This is a genomic window from Rhizobium mongolense subsp. loessense (assembly GCF_900099775.1).
In the GTDB taxonomy this organism is placed as follows: domain Bacteria; phylum Pseudomonadota; class Alphaproteobacteria; order Rhizobiales; family Rhizobiaceae; genus Rhizobium; species Rhizobium loessense.
In genome coordinates, this window is sequence record NZ_FMTM01000008.1 from 237,980 (window position 1) to 255,085 (window position 17,106).

At 59.0% G+C, this 17,106-nt stretch carries 13 protein-coding genes; 7 read left to right on the top strand and 6 right to left on the bottom strand.

The window, feature by feature from the left end:
• Positions 1–85 precede the first annotated feature (85 nt).
• Genes BLP23_RS24060 through BLP23_RS24080 form a run of 5 tightly spaced genes read right to left on the bottom strand, consistent with a single transcriptional unit; the run spans position 86 to position 5,507 of the window.
• On the bottom strand, positions 86–1,051 hold the full coding sequence (locus tag BLP23_RS24060; protein ID WP_092587259.1) for a glycoside hydrolase family 26 protein: 966 nt from the start codon (positions 1,049–1,051) through the stop codon (positions 86–88).
• Positions 1,052–1,063: 12 nt separating this feature from the next.
• Positions 1,064–1,570 (bottom strand): DUF995 domain-containing protein, encoded by a 507-nt coding sequence (locus BLP23_RS24065; RefSeq protein WP_092587260.1) that lies wholly within the window; start codon positions 1,568–1,570, stop codon positions 1,064–1,066.
• A 46-nt stretch (positions 1,571–1,616) separates the two neighbouring features.
• On the bottom strand, positions 1,617–3,506 hold the full coding sequence (locus BLP23_RS24070) for a glycosyltransferase family 2 protein (RefSeq protein ID WP_092587261.1): 1,890 nt from the start codon (positions 3,504–3,506) through the stop codon (positions 1,617–1,619).
• Positions 3,503–4,486, bottom strand: a complete 984-nt coding sequence (gene galE, locus BLP23_RS24075; RefSeq protein ID WP_092587262.1) for a UDP-glucose 4-epimerase GalE — start codon at positions 4,484–4,486, stop codon at positions 3,503–3,505. The genes BLP23_RS24070 and galE overlap by 4 nt, the downstream gene beginning before the upstream one ends.
• 1 nt (position 4,487) lies before the next feature.
• Positions 4,488–5,507 (bottom strand): UDP-glucuronic acid decarboxylase family protein, encoded by a 1,020-nt coding sequence (locus BLP23_RS24080; RefSeq protein WP_092587263.1) that lies wholly within the window; start codon positions 5,505–5,507, stop codon positions 4,488–4,490.
• A 369-nt stretch (positions 5,508–5,876) separates the two neighbouring features.
• Between BLP23_RS24080 and BLP23_RS24085 the strand changes: the two genes are divergently transcribed.
• Positions 5,877–6,206 carry a hypothetical protein gene (locus tag BLP23_RS24085; protein WP_092587264.1) on the top strand — a complete coding sequence of 110 codons (330 nt, stop codon included), beginning with the start codon at positions 5,877–5,879 and terminating at the stop codon, positions 6,204–6,206.
• A gap of 13 nt (positions 6,207–6,219) precedes the next feature.
• On the opposite strand, the gene BLP23_RS24090 is transcribed toward BLP23_RS24085, so the two are convergent.
• On the bottom strand, positions 6,220–6,987 hold the full coding sequence (locus tag BLP23_RS24090) for a helix-turn-helix transcriptional regulator (protein ID WP_092587265.1): 768 nt from the start codon (positions 6,985–6,987) through the stop codon (positions 6,220–6,222).
• 867 nt (positions 6,988–7,854) lie between these two features.
• Between BLP23_RS24090 and BLP23_RS24095 the strand changes: the two genes are divergently transcribed.
• The 6 genes from BLP23_RS24095 to BLP23_RS24120 all read left to right on the top strand — a co-directional run bounded on the left by BLP23_RS24095 (position 7,855) and on the right by BLP23_RS24120 (position 17,007).
• Positions 7,855–8,838, top strand: coding sequence for a fibrinogen-binding protein (locus tag BLP23_RS24095; protein WP_092587266.1), 984 nt, complete (start codon positions 7,855–7,857; stop codon positions 8,836–8,838).
• A 143-nt stretch (positions 8,839–8,981) separates the two neighbouring features.
• On the top strand, positions 8,982–11,003 hold the full coding sequence (locus BLP23_RS24100; RefSeq protein WP_092587267.1) for a hypothetical protein: 2,022 nt from the start codon (positions 8,982–8,984) through the stop codon (positions 11,001–11,003).
• Positions 11,004–11,025: 22 nt separating this feature from the next.
• Entirely contained in the window at positions 11,026–13,290 is a 2,265-nt protein-coding gene (locus BLP23_RS24105; protein WP_092587268.1) for a type I secretion system permease/ATPase, read from the top strand.
• A complete protein-coding gene (locus BLP23_RS24110; protein ID WP_092587269.1) occupies positions 13,280–14,626 on the top strand; it encodes an HlyD family type I secretion periplasmic adaptor subunit in 1,347 nt (448 codons plus the stop codon). Before BLP23_RS24105 ends, BLP23_RS24110 begins: the two co-directional genes overlap by 11 nt.
• An 85-nt stretch (positions 14,627–14,711) precedes the next feature.
• The gene (locus BLP23_RS24115; RefSeq protein ID WP_092587270.1) at positions 14,712–15,203 is read left to right on the top strand and encodes a hypothetical protein; all 492 of its coding nucleotides are present in this window, start codon (positions 14,712–14,714) and stop codon (positions 15,201–15,203) included.
• Positions 15,204–15,333: 130 nt separating this feature from the next.
• Complete coding sequence (locus BLP23_RS24120) at positions 15,334–17,007, top strand: GNAT family N-acetyltransferase (protein WP_092587271.1); 1,674 nt, start codon at positions 15,334–15,336, stop codon at positions 17,005–17,007.
• The last annotated feature ends 99 nt before the right edge of the window (positions 17,008–17,106 follow it).

Sequence of the window (17,106 nt, forward strand, 5' to 3'; positions counted from 1 at the left end):
TATAATCCACTTCTCCTTGCCTGCGCCAGCCCGATGCAGTCGCGAGAAACCGGGCTGGCCATCCACAGCTCTTGGTCGACCACGCCTAGTTCGTCTCGTCGCCCTTGATGACCCTCCAGTTGGGACGGCCGAGATTGAAGGGCCAGGCATGGACGTCGCGGTCGTTGAAATAGACGACTTCTTCCAGTTCCGGAAAATCGCTGTGCTTCAACGTCACGGTGTCGATCCACGGCCGCATGTAGGCGTCTTTCCCTTCATAGCCCAGTTCGGCTACCCAGATGGGCTTGCCGTATCCCGAGACTCGGCGGTAGCCGTCCGTCAGCGCCTGGCGGAAGTCACGCGGACCGCCATAGGCGAGTGTGTCGTAGGGCTCCAGGCCGAAGACGGAGAGGCCGACGAGATCGACATAATCATCACCCGGATAGTAGGCATCGAGGCCGTCAAGCCCCTTCGGCGACCACATTACTTCCACCCCAGGTGCCTCGGCACGCACGATATCCATCATCCGCCGGTATGCGGTGACATAGTCGCGCGGGTTCCAGCCAGCCCACGAGAACCGGCTGTTCTGATCTTCCATTTCCTGCCCCCAGCGGACGATGACCGGGCTCTTGAGCTTTGTGATCATCCGGGCGATCGCGCGCATGTTGACGTCGTAATCGCCGCGCAGGACCTTCCGGCGCAGCTCATCGGAGGTCAGTCGCCAGTCGACATCCCATGACCAGGGCTCGACGGAAATCAGCAGGTTGCGTCCCCTCGCCTGCGCATAGGCGTCTGCCGTCTTCAGCGTTTCGAGATCGACGTCTTCCCACGGCAGGAACAGGTGCTCGGTCGCGACACCCTGCTGCGACGTGAAATCGCCGTGCGGGTCATAGGCGCCGAACTTGATGCCGTCAGCATGCAGAACTGGGCGCTTGTCAACGATTGACTGGCTCAAGGGTGCTGGAACTCCAGCTGCGTCCTGCGCCAGGCTCGGCGTTGCGGGGTTAGCTGCGACCGACAGCAGCAGCGCGATCGCGGTGGCCGAGACTATTCTTCCCCTTAGCTTCGTCATGGCTTTCTCCTCTTACCTCCGAGCCATCAGCTTCTGCCTGTAGGCATCCGCATTGGCGCTGACGGTGTCCGCCGGCACGAGCTTCAGGTATTCATCGCCGGCGCGCGCTGAGGCGTGGCGGAAGATGTACCAATTGCCGTCGGGCTGGCGCTTCTGATAAATCACCCTGCCAATCTTGCGGTGACCGAAGCAGGTGCTGACGCGGGCCGGACCTTGTTCGTTCGTCCAGGTGGCACGCATGCACATCTGCCCGAGATCGTCGACAGCCCACCGGCCCTCGGCCACCCATTGCTTGCCGCCATCATTCGTCCAGGCGACGAAGCGGCGGCCTTCGTCCATGAAGCGGCCGCCACCGGCGCCCCAGGTCCAGGTCTTGTCGCGATAGAGCTGGTAGAGTTCGTAGGCGCTGAGCGGCATCGGCGCTTTCTTCGCTTCGGCTCCCGCTGCCGCCCCCGGCAAGCAAAGTACCAGGCTGAGGACGGCAGCCGCCGCGCCATATGTTCTTGTTCCTATTCTCATTGCACCCTCCTTCAACCGCAGCGCACCCGCCGACATGGCTTTGACTCTACGCGCTCGGCTCCACTCTCTTTGATCCTGCGGCAGCCTGCTGCCGGAACCCATTCCACTTGAAGCGGAATTTGACGATCCGCGTCTTGCCGCCGCCGAGACCGGCGCCTGCGACTGCGAATTTAGCTTCCGTGAAACTGACGACGCCCTGGCCATGCAACAGCGCTTCGAGACTGCTCAGGCCGTGCAGCCGGATTTCGCCGGTGCTGGCGACCAGAAGCGTCAGCGCGCTGGCCGCCACGAGCCTAAGACCGCGTGAGCGGGGCATAAGCGGCAACCCGTTCTCGCGTGCGTGGCGCGCAACGATCAGCATGGCCAGCGCGGCATAGATCACGGCGTTGATGCCGGCGAAGATATAAAAGCCGCGGGCAGCGCCTTCGGCAGGCGCCAGCACCATCGCGGCAAGGGAAATACCCGCCAGCAGCACATAGGGAAGCAGAACGACCGGCGGCAGCGCCCTTTGCGCCTGCGTGCCCTTCGGCGTGATGCGGAAATCGACAAAGGAGCCGGAGACGTGATCGCGCAGCGCAGCCAGGCTTCCGGCAAGCGACCACGGCCAGCGTAGGAGAACGAAGGCAATGCCTTCCCAGCCGAAAAGCTTGGCGTCATATGGGCGGAAAGTTGCACTGCGCCTCCAGAAGAGCGCAAGCGCAATCAGCACCAGAGACAGCGGCGAGAAATGCAGCAGGAAGTCCGGATAGGTGACGCCGACGAAGACGTGACCTGTCAGCAAGGCCAGGACCGGTAGGGCGAACATTAGCAGCATGAACGCCGAAAACAGCGGATACCAGACCTGCGAAAACAGGAACTGGAACTTCAGCTTCAGCGGCAGCTTCGGTACGTAGATGCGCGAGTATTGCATCAGGATCGTCACCAGGCTCCGCGACCACTGGAATTCCTGGACGACGAGATCGGCAAACGTCGCCGGACCGTCGCCATGGGCGATCGCATCGAGCGCATGCACGCCGCGCCAGCCGCCGGCGTTCATCATCAGCGTCGTCGAGTGATCTTCGGCGAGTTCCGGTCCGAGGCCGCCGATCTGACGCAACGCTGCGGTGCGCACGGCATAATGTGAGCCGATGCAGAGCGGCGCCCAGCCACCGTTGTAACCAGCCTGAAGCGAACCATGGAGGCTTGCCTCGGCATAGAGCCTGCCTCTTGCGGCCCAACTGCCGGCGGCATTCGCATCGCAGATGCTGGGAGCCGAGACATAGCCGACGCGCGGATCGGCGAAGGGCTTCATGACCTCCTGCAGATAAGTCGGCTCCGGTACGTGGTCGGCATCGAACTGCGCCACGAAATCATAGCGGTCATAACCGTAGCGATCGTAAAAATAAGCAAGGTTGCCTTCCTTGCAGCGTGTCCGGCGCGGCCACTCAGTCCGGTGATAGGCGGCAACGCCCTTGCGCGTCGAAATGAAGATGCCATGCCGGGCGCACCAGCGCTTCGTCTCCTCCGTCGGATCCTCGTCGGCGAGCCAGATGTCGAACTCGACGCCCTTCTGATCCAGCATGGCGAGCAATGTCTTGCGCACCACCTCGAAGGGCTCGGACGGCGCCTTGGTGACCACCATTGCGATGCGGCCCGGGGGAACGGCTGCCGAAGGCTTAATCCGCTTCGCATTGACGAAGATGAAGATGAAATAGGCCGGGATCAGCGTGAGCCAGGCAACGGTCGCCGTCGTCATGATGAATGCAGGCGTTGAGATCACATGCGAGGGCTGCAGCCACCATGTCCAGAAATAGGCAAGCGCGGCGAGCCAGCAGGCGACGCCGAACCAGTAGGCGGCGCGGCTCCATCCTGCAAAGATGGGCTCGAGCGCGTCCTGTCTAGCAGCACGGGTCGCCGTCGCCCTTCTCTGTCTGGTCACGAATGGCGCGACGTTCATGCGCGTACCTCCAGACCGAAGGTCGGGCTTGCCGTGCGGATGATCGTGTCGATATCGGAGAACTGCGGCGTGAAGCCGAGAACCGCCCGCGCCCGTGCGGTATCGGCAAAAAGCACCGGCGGGTCGCCGGCGCGGCGGATATCGTAGCGAACCGGAACCTCGTGTCCGGTGATGCGATGGATGGCGCTCAGTATCTCGCCGACGGAGGTGCCATGGCCGGAACCGAGATTGACTCGCAGCGTTTCGCCGCCGCTTGCAAGGTAGTCAACGGCGGCAAGGTGGGCTTGCGCGAGATCGCTGACATGGATGTAATCGCGAACACAGGTGCCATCCTCGGTATCGTAGTCGTTGCCGAATACCTCCAGGCATGGCAGACGGTGTGCAGCCGCAAGCAACGCGCGCGGGATGAGATGAGTTTCAGGTTCATGACGCTCGGCAAGATCGCCCTGCGGATCGGCGCCGGCGGCATTGAAATAACGCAGCGACACGAAACGAAGGCCATAGGCGGCTGCATAATCCTCCAGCGCCATTTCGAAGATCAGTTTCGTCCGTCCGTAGGGATTGACCGGCAGCTGAACCGTCTCCTCGCGGATCGGCAACGCCGCAGGAATGCCATAGGTCGCGCAGCTGCTCGAAAAGACGATGCGATCGACTTGCTCGTCAAGGCATGCTTCCAATAGCGCAAGGCTGCCGGCAACATTGTTGCGATAGTACTTGCGCGGATCTGCGACGGACTCACCGACATACGCATTCGCCGCGCAATGGATGACGCATACCGGCTCGAACCGGCCGAGCGCCTTTTTCAGGGAGCCGACATCGGCGATGTCGGCATCGATCAACGGACCCCAGCGAACGGCATCCTGATGGCCGGTCGACAAATTGTCATATGCGACCGGCGTGAACCCCGCGCCGGCCAGCGCCTTGCAGATGTGGCTGCCGATGAAGCCGGCACCACCAGTGACGATGATGTAGGGAGACATCTCATACGGCCTCCGCTACCTTTGCCGCGGAAAGACGTGCCTCGAAATATTCGATCGTCTTTCCAAGGCCGATTTCCAGCGAGACACGCGGCTGCCAGCCGAGTTTTGCCTGGGCCCGAGAGATATCCGGCCGCCGCTGTTTCGGGTCATCTGTGACCCGAGGCAGATGAACGATGCGCGAGCGCGAGTTCGTCATCTCGCGGATCATCTCGGCGAGCTGGCGCACCGGGATTTCGGCCGGATTGCCCAGATTGATCGGCCCGGTGCATTTCTTCCCGGCGTTCGAGAAACGAAGGAACCCTTCGATCAGATCGTCGACATAGCAGAAGGAACGGGTCTGCGAGCCATCGCCGTAAATGGTGATGTTCTTATTCTGCAGCGCCTGGACGATGAAATTTGAGACCACGCGACCGTCATCCGGACGCATGCGCGGTCCGTAGGTGTTGAATATCCGCCCGACCCGGATATCGACGCCGTAGGCTCGATGGTAGTCGAAGAACAGCGTCTCGGCACTGCGCTTGCCTTCGTCATAGCACGCACGCGGACCGACCGGGTTGACGTTGCCGCAATAGCTCTCCCGCTGCGGGCTGTGCTCCGGATCGCCGTAGACCTCGGAGGTCGAGGACTGCACGATCGTCGCGCCGTTCCGTCGTGCGAGATCGAGCGCATTGACGGCGCCGAGCACATTGGTAAGCAGAGTTCCAACCGGATCGCGCTGATAATCGGGCGGAGATGCCGGAGACGCGAAATTGAAAATCAGCGCCGCATCCACGTCAAACGGACTGCGAACATCGTGCTCGATGATCCGAAAACGTGAAAATGGCCGGAGATGGTGGACGTTGGATCGGCGGCCGGTCGAGAAATTATCCAGACAGATGACTTCGTGGCCGCCCTTGAGAAGCCGCTCGCAAAGATGGGAGCCGAGGAATCCCGCGCCTCCGTTGACGAGCACTTTCTTTGGTGTCCGGCCCGATAGGTTATCATAACCGGAACATATTTCGTTGGGAACGAAACTACGCATTACAAACCCCTTCCCAATGGGACCAAGAACACTGATCCCTGTATTTAGTAGATCTCCTTCAGTCTCCAGAATTACTCCGAAGCAACATAGATAGATACTTGAACTATCTGAGTAGCGTTTATTCTAATTTACCAATTCAAGTCTATCTATGGTTGATGATATTAGGCTTTTATATTCCGTCAATATGAAAACCGTGGGCTATGTCGAATTGATTACTCTTGTAATACAGTTGATGTAAGCCTGTTTAATCCTGCTTAACCATGTTGGATTTGATAACAGAATCGACAATGCAAGCTTCGCTCAACCAATACGTTCTAGACATGGGAGGGGAAGACAGGCAAAAGGCTGCCTTGCTGAGGGGAAAGAGCGATGCGGAACTTCGATTTCACCGGAATACGGGCGTCGGACACCGTCCGCAGGACTGCGCTGGCTTTTGGGCTGATGCTCATCGCCGCAGGACCGATCTCATGCGCAGCCGTCGATGACGACCTGGCACTTGCCTCCAATGCAAAGCCGGCAAAAACCGTGGTTACCAAAGTGCCGCGCAGCACCAAGGTCTACAGCTATGCGGTGGCAAGCAACAGAGCGGCAGTGCCAGTGAGCGCGGGGTCCAAGGTTTATCATGGCTCCGCGCCATGGATCTGCACGCCGAGCGGGTTCGGCCAGAAGTCACGCTGCTTCGCGCGACCGGCCACCTGATGACCCTGAGGGTCTAGTTTCGCCACCTGCCCGATGCGTTGCCGGCTTCATTGTTGAAGAAGCGTGAAGCGGCCTCAGTGCGGTTGCGGACATTCATCTTCTTGTAGATGTTGCGTACGTGAACCTTCACGGTGTTTTCGGAAAGGTGAAGCTCATCGGCGATGATCTTGTTCTGCGTACCCTTGCAGATCAGGTCCAGGATCTGGACTTCGCGGGTGGTGAGCGCGGAAAGATCGCCTTGGCGAAGCCTCAAATTGCCGCCACTGGCTGCAGCAACTGACTTCGTGTCGTAAAGCGATTTCTCCGGCTGCGCGGCCGTGAGCCGGTTAAGCAGCGCCGATGGAAAATGCTCGCCGCCCTTCATCAGAAGGTCGACCGCCGCCATGAACACGTCGAGGCGGAGATTGAGCGGCAGCACGCCATCAATGACCCGCGCTTCAACCAGCCGGTTTATATAGGGCTCCAGCATGTCGATCGCCTCGACCACCAGACCGATCGACGTCGACGGGTGGTTTTCCCGCACGACCTGAAGCGCCTCGTTCAACTCGGGGCCGGCGATATGGTAGAAGAGCACGAGCTTGGCATCGTTTGCGTCGTTTTCCAGCATCGCCTTTGAATAGCCCTTGCTGACCACTTCGCAGCCTGCGAATTTCTTCGCCAAAGCCTCCGCTAGGCATTCGGAGAACAAATCCGCATTTGCAATGACCAGTATTGTATCTCCGGCCGGGCCGAACTTTCGGCTTTGGTCGGCATCCCCCGTCTTCGACGCCGTCATGAACATTTACGCCTCCCCATAGCGTTACACGTTACAGATGCTTTGGGCGATACTGTGAAAACACCCAAAGAGGTGTGCCCTAAAAATTTCGGTCTTAGTTAGTTAGCCATTTCTTAATTATGGTAATATGAACAGATACGAAAATAAATGGCCCAAATGGGTTAGTTTTTGCAGATTTAAAGTGATATTTCCTATTGTTCCGGTTGTATCGGCGTAAGTACAGCTAACTTCTGGGCTATATGTTCCAATATTTTTGTCTCGAAATGGTATTTGTGTCCCAATATAAAAGACCGACTATTTTTGGTATTTTACTGTCGCGGCCGTGAACTAAGAATTTACTTATAAAAACGTTCTGGCCGCGGATCCAGCAAGCTGAACCTTCGGAACACGAGGCCCGCGGCCTGGCGGCATCAGTTTGCGCAGACGCGACTAGATGCCCGAGTACCTCGCTAGTCTGTTTTCCATGATTATCTCCGGCTTTTTCCAGTAATTCCTGATTCGCTAGCCCGAATTGGTATCTATCAACATAATATTTTCTCGGCCACAGTCGCACCGTTGCCAAGTGGCGACATGGGAGGCGTCGGAATATCACCTAGTGCCTGCGGTATCGCGGCGCCTTAGCTGGGGTAACTCAAAGAAATAAGTGCGTGAAGTCTGCAATCTTACAATTGCGGATCAGTTACCTGCGCCTTTGTACTGAGTAACGCGCAGTTCAATGAGGGTTTGGTCTACAAACCGGAACATCAAATGCAGGTGACAAGGTAGTGCTTACATCTGCCGATCTGTAACAGTATCGGAGCAAGCGCGAGCAAAATCCCGTTGAGATGAAAGGGATTTCGAAAGCTGCTCCGAATTTTTTTGGAGAAATGCGAAATGAGCTACAATTATCCGAATGGCGGCGACGAAACGAATGTCGGCGCGCTTGCCGACGGCTTCGCCAATACTGCAATCAACGATACTGACGTAGAGGACGGCTCCACCGGCTATGTCGGCGGTGTGGCAAACGGCGACAACCGCAACAACAGCGACAGCAGCGTCGACGTCGACGTGGACTCCAAGATCGATGTCGATGCCAACAACGGCGACAACCGCGACAACTCATACGACTGGAGCTACGACAGCAAGTCGTACAGCGATAACGACAACATCACCAACACCAAGACGACCACTATCACCGATACGGACGTCAAGACCGACTATGACTGGAGCTACGACAGCAAGTCGTACAGCGACAACGACACCTTCACCAGCACCAAGACGGACACTGACATCAAGACCATAACCGATACCGATATCAAGACGATCACCGATACTGACACCGATATCAAGACGATCACCGACACCAACAGCCACAATACGACGACAACCGACAGCTTCAACAAGACGGACACAGACTTCGCCGTTCTTGAAGACGTCAAGGATTTCGACAACCTCGGGATCGCCGGCGGCAACCTCAATATCGGTGACAACTTCTCGTTCACGCTTGATGTCGACAACATCCTCAACGGCTCGCTCGGTGCTGGCGGCAACGGCTTCAGCGCTGTCCAGGCAAATCATCTTGCCGACCAGGACAGTGCCTGGAACATCAAGATGGATAACGAAGGGGCCCGCAACCATCTCGAAGCGGACGGCGGCAAGGCCTTCGGCTCGGAAGGCATCGACATCGGCGGTGCCGGCTGGGCAGGCGGCGCAGGTGACGATATCACCGGTACGAGCACGGCCGATGCTTCGGCGATCATTGCCAATTCCGGCTTCCATCTGGAAGTCGTTCAGGGCGCCAACCTGCTCTCCAACACCTTCGACAGCAGCGTCGTAGGCGGCAACCTGGCGGGGGACGACGCCGACTCTGGAGCCTAACCTCCGACCACTGCGGAAACAAACTGCACCGGCATTCCGCCGGTGCAGTTTGGCGGTTTGAGAAGCGGCTGAGAAGAATAGCTCGTCATCGATGAGTTTGCTGCCTTTCAGGCCGGACACCGTGTTGAACGGGAGGGGCTGTCATGCATGCAGAGAAGATTTCGGAAATCGTTGCCCATTTCATCGGCTTATTCGGCGCTGCAACCGACGAAGCGCGGATGCGAAGCAATTACCTGGACGGCGCCCGTCCGCGCGAAGCCGATCCTTCGCTGTCAGAGGACGAGGCTTCCAGCCCGGCCTTTGCTTCGAACCTTCAGCTGAAAGATTACGATCCGGGCGTCAATTACCGCTCCGTCAGCTATGATATTAACTACGGAGATCCGCACGACTTCGGCGGAGTATTCGAAGAGACCCTGAAGAAGCTGGCCGAGATTGCATCGCGCGATCTCAGCGCTCCACACTTCGGCGCCAATGTCTACCTTCCCGGCGAGGAGGAAGAAGAACTCGAAGTCTTCCAGGGACCAGGGTCGGTCATCAGCCATGTGGCCCAGGCGAATATGTTGATCGACGACGACCACCTGAATATGACCGGCGATCAGCCGGAGCTGCGCGACACGAGCTTCGTCACACACCGCCTCATGGAATTCAGCGAGAAAGCGGACGCCTCTACGCCCTTCTCTTCCTATGACCGCGTCGATACGCAGGAGGGCCTGCGGGCGATCGCAGACGATATCCACGAGTATATCCAGGCGGCGCGCGAGAGCGGCGCCACGACGATGGAAAGCGGGGAACCGCAGATCTTCGTGCTCCCAGACAACCAGATCGACGGCATTAGTACTTATACTTATGTGAACGGTCAGCTCGTCGAAGAAGCGCCTTCGATCGACGTCTTCATGCCCGACCGCGGCATCGCAACGCCGCCCGCAGAGCCTGAGAAAAGCGACGTACCCGTGGAACAGGACGGCGGCAGCGGCAACAGCCTCGATGTGGCCGCAGGCGCCAATGTGCTTGCAAACGTGGTGGAAATCACCGAGACGACGATCATATCGCCGGTTACCGCTGTGATGGGCAACTACCATCAGATCGATGCGATTTCGCAGTTTTACGTCTACAGCGACCGCGACGAGATCGCTTCCGTGTTCAATCATGACGACAGCGCGATGACCGTTGCGAACAACATCGCGATTTTCGAGCGCAGCACTTACGACGATGGAAAGCCGGACACCGCAGAACAGGCGGCTGAGACGATCTTTCCCACCGCATGGCGCGTCAGCGTGATCGAAGGCGATGTTTCCTTCGTGAACTGGATCGAGCAGTATCACTTCATCAGCGACAACGACACGATGACTGTGACGACGACCGGCTCGGAGGCAACCGTGCTGACGGGCGGCAATGCCGCCGTCAACCTTGCCTCCTTCCTCGGGATCGGCATGCAGTACGACCTGATCATCGTCGGCGGCGACATTCTCGACATGAATGTCATTTCGCAGATTGCCCTGCTCTATGACAACGACTGGGTGCGCACCGAGGACGGGGCTCCGGGTGCCACCGTGCAATCCGGCAACAATCTGATCTGGAACCTCGCATCCATCCACAACGTCGGCGCAAACGACCGTTTCGAAGCGATGCCCGACTATGTGGTGCAGACGCAAAAGGCAATCGAGGACCGCGATGCGGCGATGCCGTCGGGGCTATCGCATGACGGCAATTTCGAAGGTTATATCGGCCTTAACGTCCTCTACATCACCGGCAATCTCTACGATGTGAACATCATCAAGCAGGTGAGCATCCTTGGTGATTCCGACGACGTGACACAGGCCGTATCGAACATTCTCGAGCACAACCAGGGCGCCGATATAAAGATCGACACGGGCAGCAATGCCGTCGTCAACATCGCCCAGATTACCGATTACGACAGCTTTGGCCAGACGACCTACCTTGCCGGCCAGCTCTATTCGGATGCCATCCTGATCCAGGGCGGCCTGGTGGAGCACGACACATCGCAGCCACGGCCGAACAGCGATCATCTCGTCAATGAAGTCATCGCATTCCTCGGGGAAGACGAGCCGCTTGGCGGATCCGAGGACGCGGTCATCAACGCAGGTCATGACCTTTCATGGACGCTGGCGCAACCGGCCGACGTAATGCAAACCGTCGTCGCCTAACCGAGCCAGAGGGAGACGTTACGTGAACCATATTTCAAAACAGACGCTTGCCGCCGACCGCTCGCTCAGATTTGGCAGTACCGGCCGCGTCGACGAAACGGTGACGGGCGCCTGCATGTCGGCGATCGACGAAGCCGTTGCGAGCCTGCGGAAGCTCACGGAGAACCGCACGGCGCCGGCGCAGTCCGTTTCGACCGCCGAGCCGAAGGCCGAAAAAGCCCCTGAGCCGATCGAAAATCCAGCCGAGGAGACGGCCCCGCTGATCCCGCTAAGCTCGCGAGCCGTCTCAGGTCCTGAGCGCTCGGCGGAACAGGCGAAGGCCGGGGAAACCGTTGCCAAGACAACGCCTGACACGCCGATCGTGCCGCTCGAGACGCCAGGTGATCAGAGCGAGGCAAAGGCCAATCCCGCAATTCCTTTCGCCAAGACGATCGACGGCAATCGCGGGCCAATCAGGGAGAACGAGCGCCGCCAGCGCAACGACGGCGGCAACAACGGCAAGACCCCCGATTTTGGCGGTGGCGGCGGTGGCGGCGGTGGCGGCGCCAGCTTCCACAAGCGCAGCGAACCGGTGAACTTTGCCGTCAGCCTCGCAAGGGGTATCGCAGCTGTCCGGCGCAACATGGTCATCGTCATGGCCTTCACGATCGCCATCAATGTATTGCTTCTTGCGATCCCTCTCTATCTCTTTCAGATTTCCGACCGCGTGCTGACGAGCCGTTCGATCGATACACTGGTGATGCTCACGGTTGCCGTTCTAGGCGCCGTCATCCTGCAGGCCTTCATGGATTCGATCCGGCGCTTCATTCTGATGCGCACGGCGGTCGAGCTCGAAGTGCAACTCGGGGCGCCGATCCTGAGTGCCGCCGCTCGCGCATCGCTGCATGGCAACGGCAGGGACTACCAGACGTTGCAGGATCTGCAGCAACTACGGTCCTTCCTGACCTCGGGCACGCTCATCGCCTTTCTCGATGCACCGCTGATGCCGCTCTTCGTCGTCGTTGTCTATATGGTGCATCCACATCTCGGTCTCATCATTTTGACCTGCTGCGCAGTGCTCTTCGTCATTGCCTATTTGAACCAGAAGTTCACGGCCCGGCAGTTCGCCGAGGCGAACGGCTATCTCAGCCGTGCGAACTTCCACCTCGATTCCATGTCGCGCAACTCGCAGATCATCAATGCGCTCGCCATGATCCCCGAGGCGGTGAAAATGTGGGGCCGCGAGACGGCCGGCTCGCTGAAATCGCACGTCTCGGCGCAGGACCGGAATATCGTCTTTTCGGGCGTCTCGAAGGCCTGCCGCATGATCACGCAGGTCGCACTGCTCGGCTGGGGCGCGCATCTGTCGCTTTCGGGCGAGATGACGGGCGGCATGGTAATTGCAGCCTCGATCGTTTCGGGCCGTGCCCTGGCGCCGATCGAAGGTGCAATCGAAGGCTGGCAGCAGTTCAACAAGTCGGCGTCTGCCTTCGGCAGGATCAAGCAGCTGCTGATCACCTCGCCGCTGAACTTCCCGCGGCTGCGGCTGCCCAACCCGGAAGGCCGGCTGGATGTCGAGCGCATTCTCTTCGTACCGCCGCCGCAGAAGAAGGTGATCCTGAACGGCATCTCCTTCTCCCTGAAGAAGGGCGAGTCGCTGGCGATCATCGGCAATTCCGGCTCCGGCAAGACGACGCTCGGCAAGATGCTCGTCGGCTCGATCCTGCCGACCTCCGGCAATGTTCGCCTGGACCTCATGGACCTGCGCAACTGGGACCAACGACAGTTCGGCGAAAGCATCGGCTATCTGCCGCAGGACGTTCAGCTCTTTCCCGGTACGATCAAGGCCAACATATCGCGCATGCGCGACGACGTCGAAGACCAGCAGATTTTCGAGGCGGCCGTGCTTGCCGACGTACATGAGCTGATCGCGAGCTTTCCACAAGGCTACGAGACGATCGTTGCCGCCGATGGTGCGCCGCTTTCCGGCGGCCAGAAACAGCGTATCGCGCTTGCCCGTGCGTTCTTCGGCGATCCCAAGTTCGTCGTTCTCGACGAGCCGAACTCCAACCTCGATTCGCAGGGCGAAGCAGCGCTGGCACGTGCCCTGATCCATGCGAAGAAAAAGGGCATCACGACGGTAACGATCACGCAGCGCCCCGCCCTGCTTCAGTGCGTCGACAAGATCCTGCTTCTGAAGGAAGGCTCCGTCGCCATGTTCGGCGAGCGTATCGAGGTCCTGGAAGCGCTTTCCAAGGGTAACGGCCCGCAGCCGCCGCGTATCGAAGGTAACGACAATGGTCAGTAAAAAACCGCAACCGGCCGGCAACCCAATCGAATGGTACAGCGAAGTGCCGCGCTCCATCCGCTATCACAGCATCATCGGGCTCGGCGTCCTTTTCGCCTCCTTCGGCGGCTTCGGCTTCTGGGCGGCAACTGCACCGCTTGCCTCCGCAATCATCGCGCAGGGCAGCTTCGTTGCAACCGGCAACAACAAGATCGTGCAGCATCTCGAAGGCGGCATCATCAAGGAAATGAGCGTCAGCGAAGGCGATGTCGTCAACGAAGGCGACGTTCTCGTGACACTCGACCCGACGGCCGCGCTCTCCAACGAGCGGATGCTGAAGCTGAGGCGCCTACGCCTTGAAGCGGTGGTAGCGCGGCTGCGCGCCGAGGCCCAAGGCGCCCGCCAATTCAAGATACCCGACATCGTCATGGCCGAGGCGAGCGACCCAGACGTCAATGCAATCATCCAGAGCCAGAACGTCGTCTTCCACAGCAAGCAGATCAAGCTGGAAGAACAGCTCAACCTCATCGAGAAGAACATCAAATCTCTGGAACACCGCTTCAAGGGATACAACGGCCAGAGGGAAGCCTTCGAACGCCAGCTGGCTCTTCTGACAGAAGAGCGCGATTCCAAGGCTCGTCTCGTCAAGGTCGGCTATATGCGCAAGACCGACCTTCTGGCGATCGAACGCGCCATGGCCGACGCGCTGGGCGATATATCGCGGCTGACCGGCGAGCTCAATGAAAGCGAGGCGGAGATCGCCAAGTTCCGTCAGGAAGCGGTCATCGCCGTCAACTCCAACAAGCAGGCTGCACTCGACGCCCTGGAAACTGCCGAATCCGAACTTGACAGCGTGCGCGAGCAGGTTCGCGAAGCAGCAGGCGTCCTCGAACGCACGGTCATCCGCTCGCCGGTCAATGGCACCGTCGTGCGCACCTATTATCACACCGCAGGCGGCGTCATTACCACCGGCAAGCCGATCATGGAAATCCTGCCCGCGCATGTGCCGCTCATCATCGAAGCGCAGGTACTGCGCACGTCTATCGACCAGTTGCATGAGGGCCAGACGGCAGCCATCCGCCTTTCCGCGCTCAACCGGCGCACGACGCCGGTGCTGAACGGCAACGTCTTCTACGTTTCCGCAGACTCGATCGAGGAGAATGCCGGCCAGCAGGTGAAGGATGTCTACATCGTGCGTGTCCAAATACCCGACGAAGAGATCAGGAAGATTCACGGCTTCCATCCGGTGCCCGGCATGCCGGCCGACGTGCTGATCCAGACATCCGAACGCACTTTCTTCGAATATCTGACGAAACCGATCACCGACAGCATGTCGCGTGCATTCAAGGAACGCTGATGGCAGCAGGCAACAAAGGAAAACAAGGCCTCCCACGGCGATCTGAAGTATCGTTTCACTAGAGGATCGACGGAGGGAGGCTTTCATGGCGGCGATGTCTGACGTGCTGCTGCGGGTCGGCCGCCTGAACTATGTCTGGACCAATACGGAAAGCCTGCTGATCTACATCATTGCCCACCTTCTCAAAATCCGGAAGGATGCGGCAATCGTCGTGTTCCTGACGCTCAACACGACACGGGCGAGGATCGACCTGGTCGAGCGTCTCGCAAAGCTGCATTCCACGCCCGCAGCAGACCGCAAGGCCGTTCTTCACGCCATGTCTCGCATGAAGAAGGAATCCAAGATGCGCAACAAGTATAACCACTGCATCTACTCCTTCGACGACAAGGGCCAGATCTCCGGCACGCAACTGATGCGCTTCGTCGAGGACGACAAGGAAATTAGCTACGGCAAGGTCGAGCGACTCGACGAAAAGGAGATTGCGGCGCTGGAGAAATCGATCGCCGAGATCGTCTCGATCAGCCAATCGCTCTGGAGCTTCATCAACGCAAGCTCACATGTTTCCGGCAAGCTTTAGCCCCTGCACCTAACCCCCGGCGGCTAATCATATTTAATAGAAACGTTTCATCCGAACGGCATATTTGAAGCCCTGCATTTGCCCTTAGAATGAAGCCTCCCGAATGTGTTATGGGTATTGGGAGGGGACCATGCGCATTGACGTGATCGACACCGAGGCCGGCTTCGAGGCTGTCCGCGAAGACTGGGATCGGGTCTATATGGACGATCCTCATGCGCAGCATTTCCTGTCCTGGATATGGCTGAAATCCTATCTTTTTCATCGCAAACGCTGGTTCATCCTAGCGCTGCGCGAACGCGAGGATCGCTCTCCCTACGTCGCCTTCTTTCCTCTGCGTGTCACAACCCAGCATGACAAGAAGACGGGCTTCTTTTTCGATGAGATCATCATGGCCGGCAATTTTTCGGCCGACTATACCGGCTTCATCGCGCAGCCGGACTATGAGCAGCACGCGATCGCCGGATTTGCCGCCTATCTGAAACGGCAGAACTGGACGCATCTGAAGCTGGACTATTTCAGCGGCCCTCCGGAAAGGCGCGAAGGACTGGTTCGCGCGCTGCAAGGGCCAGAGGTGATGTTCCGCGACAGCTCCCCGCAAAATCCCGAAAACATAGACAACTGTATCTGCCCGGTCGTCACGCTGCCATCGAGCTTTGACGACTATCTGGAACAGAAGATGAGCAGCCAGACGCGCCAGAAACTGCGGCGCTTCCTGCGCAAGGTCGAGGGCAACGACGACTATCGCATCACGATGGCAACGCCGGAAACCATTGACCGCGACCTCGATATTCTCTTCGAGCTGTGGCGCACGAAATGGATTGGGCGGAAAGGCAAGCAACGCACAGAACGGCTGATCGGAGCGACGCGCCAATTGCTGATGGACAGCTTCAAGGACGGCAATCTCGATGTGCCGGTGATGTGGTACGGCGACCGGCCGCTCGGCGCATTAGCCAACATCGTCGACCGGCAGAAAAAGTCGATCCTCTTTTACATCACCGGCCGCGACGAGACCTGGAAGACGCCTTCGCCCGGCCTCATCCTGCATGGCTATTGCATTCGCAGGGCGATTGCGGACGGATTCAAGACATACGACTTTCTGCGCGGCAACGAGCGCTATAAATACATGTTCGGCCCCGATGAGCGCCGGATCAGTTGCACATTGTTCCGCACGCGCAGCGGCCGCAATCTCGGTAACGTGATCCATCCCCGCAGCATCCGCTTCGTCTACGACCAGGCGCTGCAAATGTACCGCGACGGCGCCAAAGCTTTTGCCGAAGCGGCATTCCGGCAGCTTCTCGAAACCGTCCCCAGCCATATGGGTGCGGAGTTCGGGCTGGCGAGCCTGATGTTCGAGAAAGGCAAGCTGCACGAGGCCGAGGCCGGCTTCACGGCGCTTATCGGCCGCATCAACGACCCGAATCCGGTCTATCTTCGTCTTGGAGACACGCAACTCGCGCTCGGCAGCTACGAGGAGGCCGCGAGGACTTTCGGCCGCATCATCGAACGCTCGCCCTACGACGCGCAGGCCCACTACAAGCAAGGCGTGGCACTGGCGGCGGCGGGCCGCCAGCCGGAGGCTGCACGCGTCTTCGCCATGGTCGAGCAATATAACTACGACAATCCACTGCAGCGGAACTTCGCTGAAAAATCGCGCGAGGCTCTGCGGCGGATCGTCAGCGAAACCGAACAAGCCGCAGCGGCGCCGGTTGCTGTAAGCAAAGGACAGAAGACATCGCGACGGAACCAGACCGGCAGGGTTTCGGCAAAAATCGAGCGCGCAGCGGCGGAACTGGTGCCGGCTTGAGGCCATGCTTTTTCACAGAGACTGCCGAACCGATATACACTGGCACGCGCGGTACGCGATCCGCGTGGCGCTCGGCCAGAGAGCTTATGGGTTCGACGG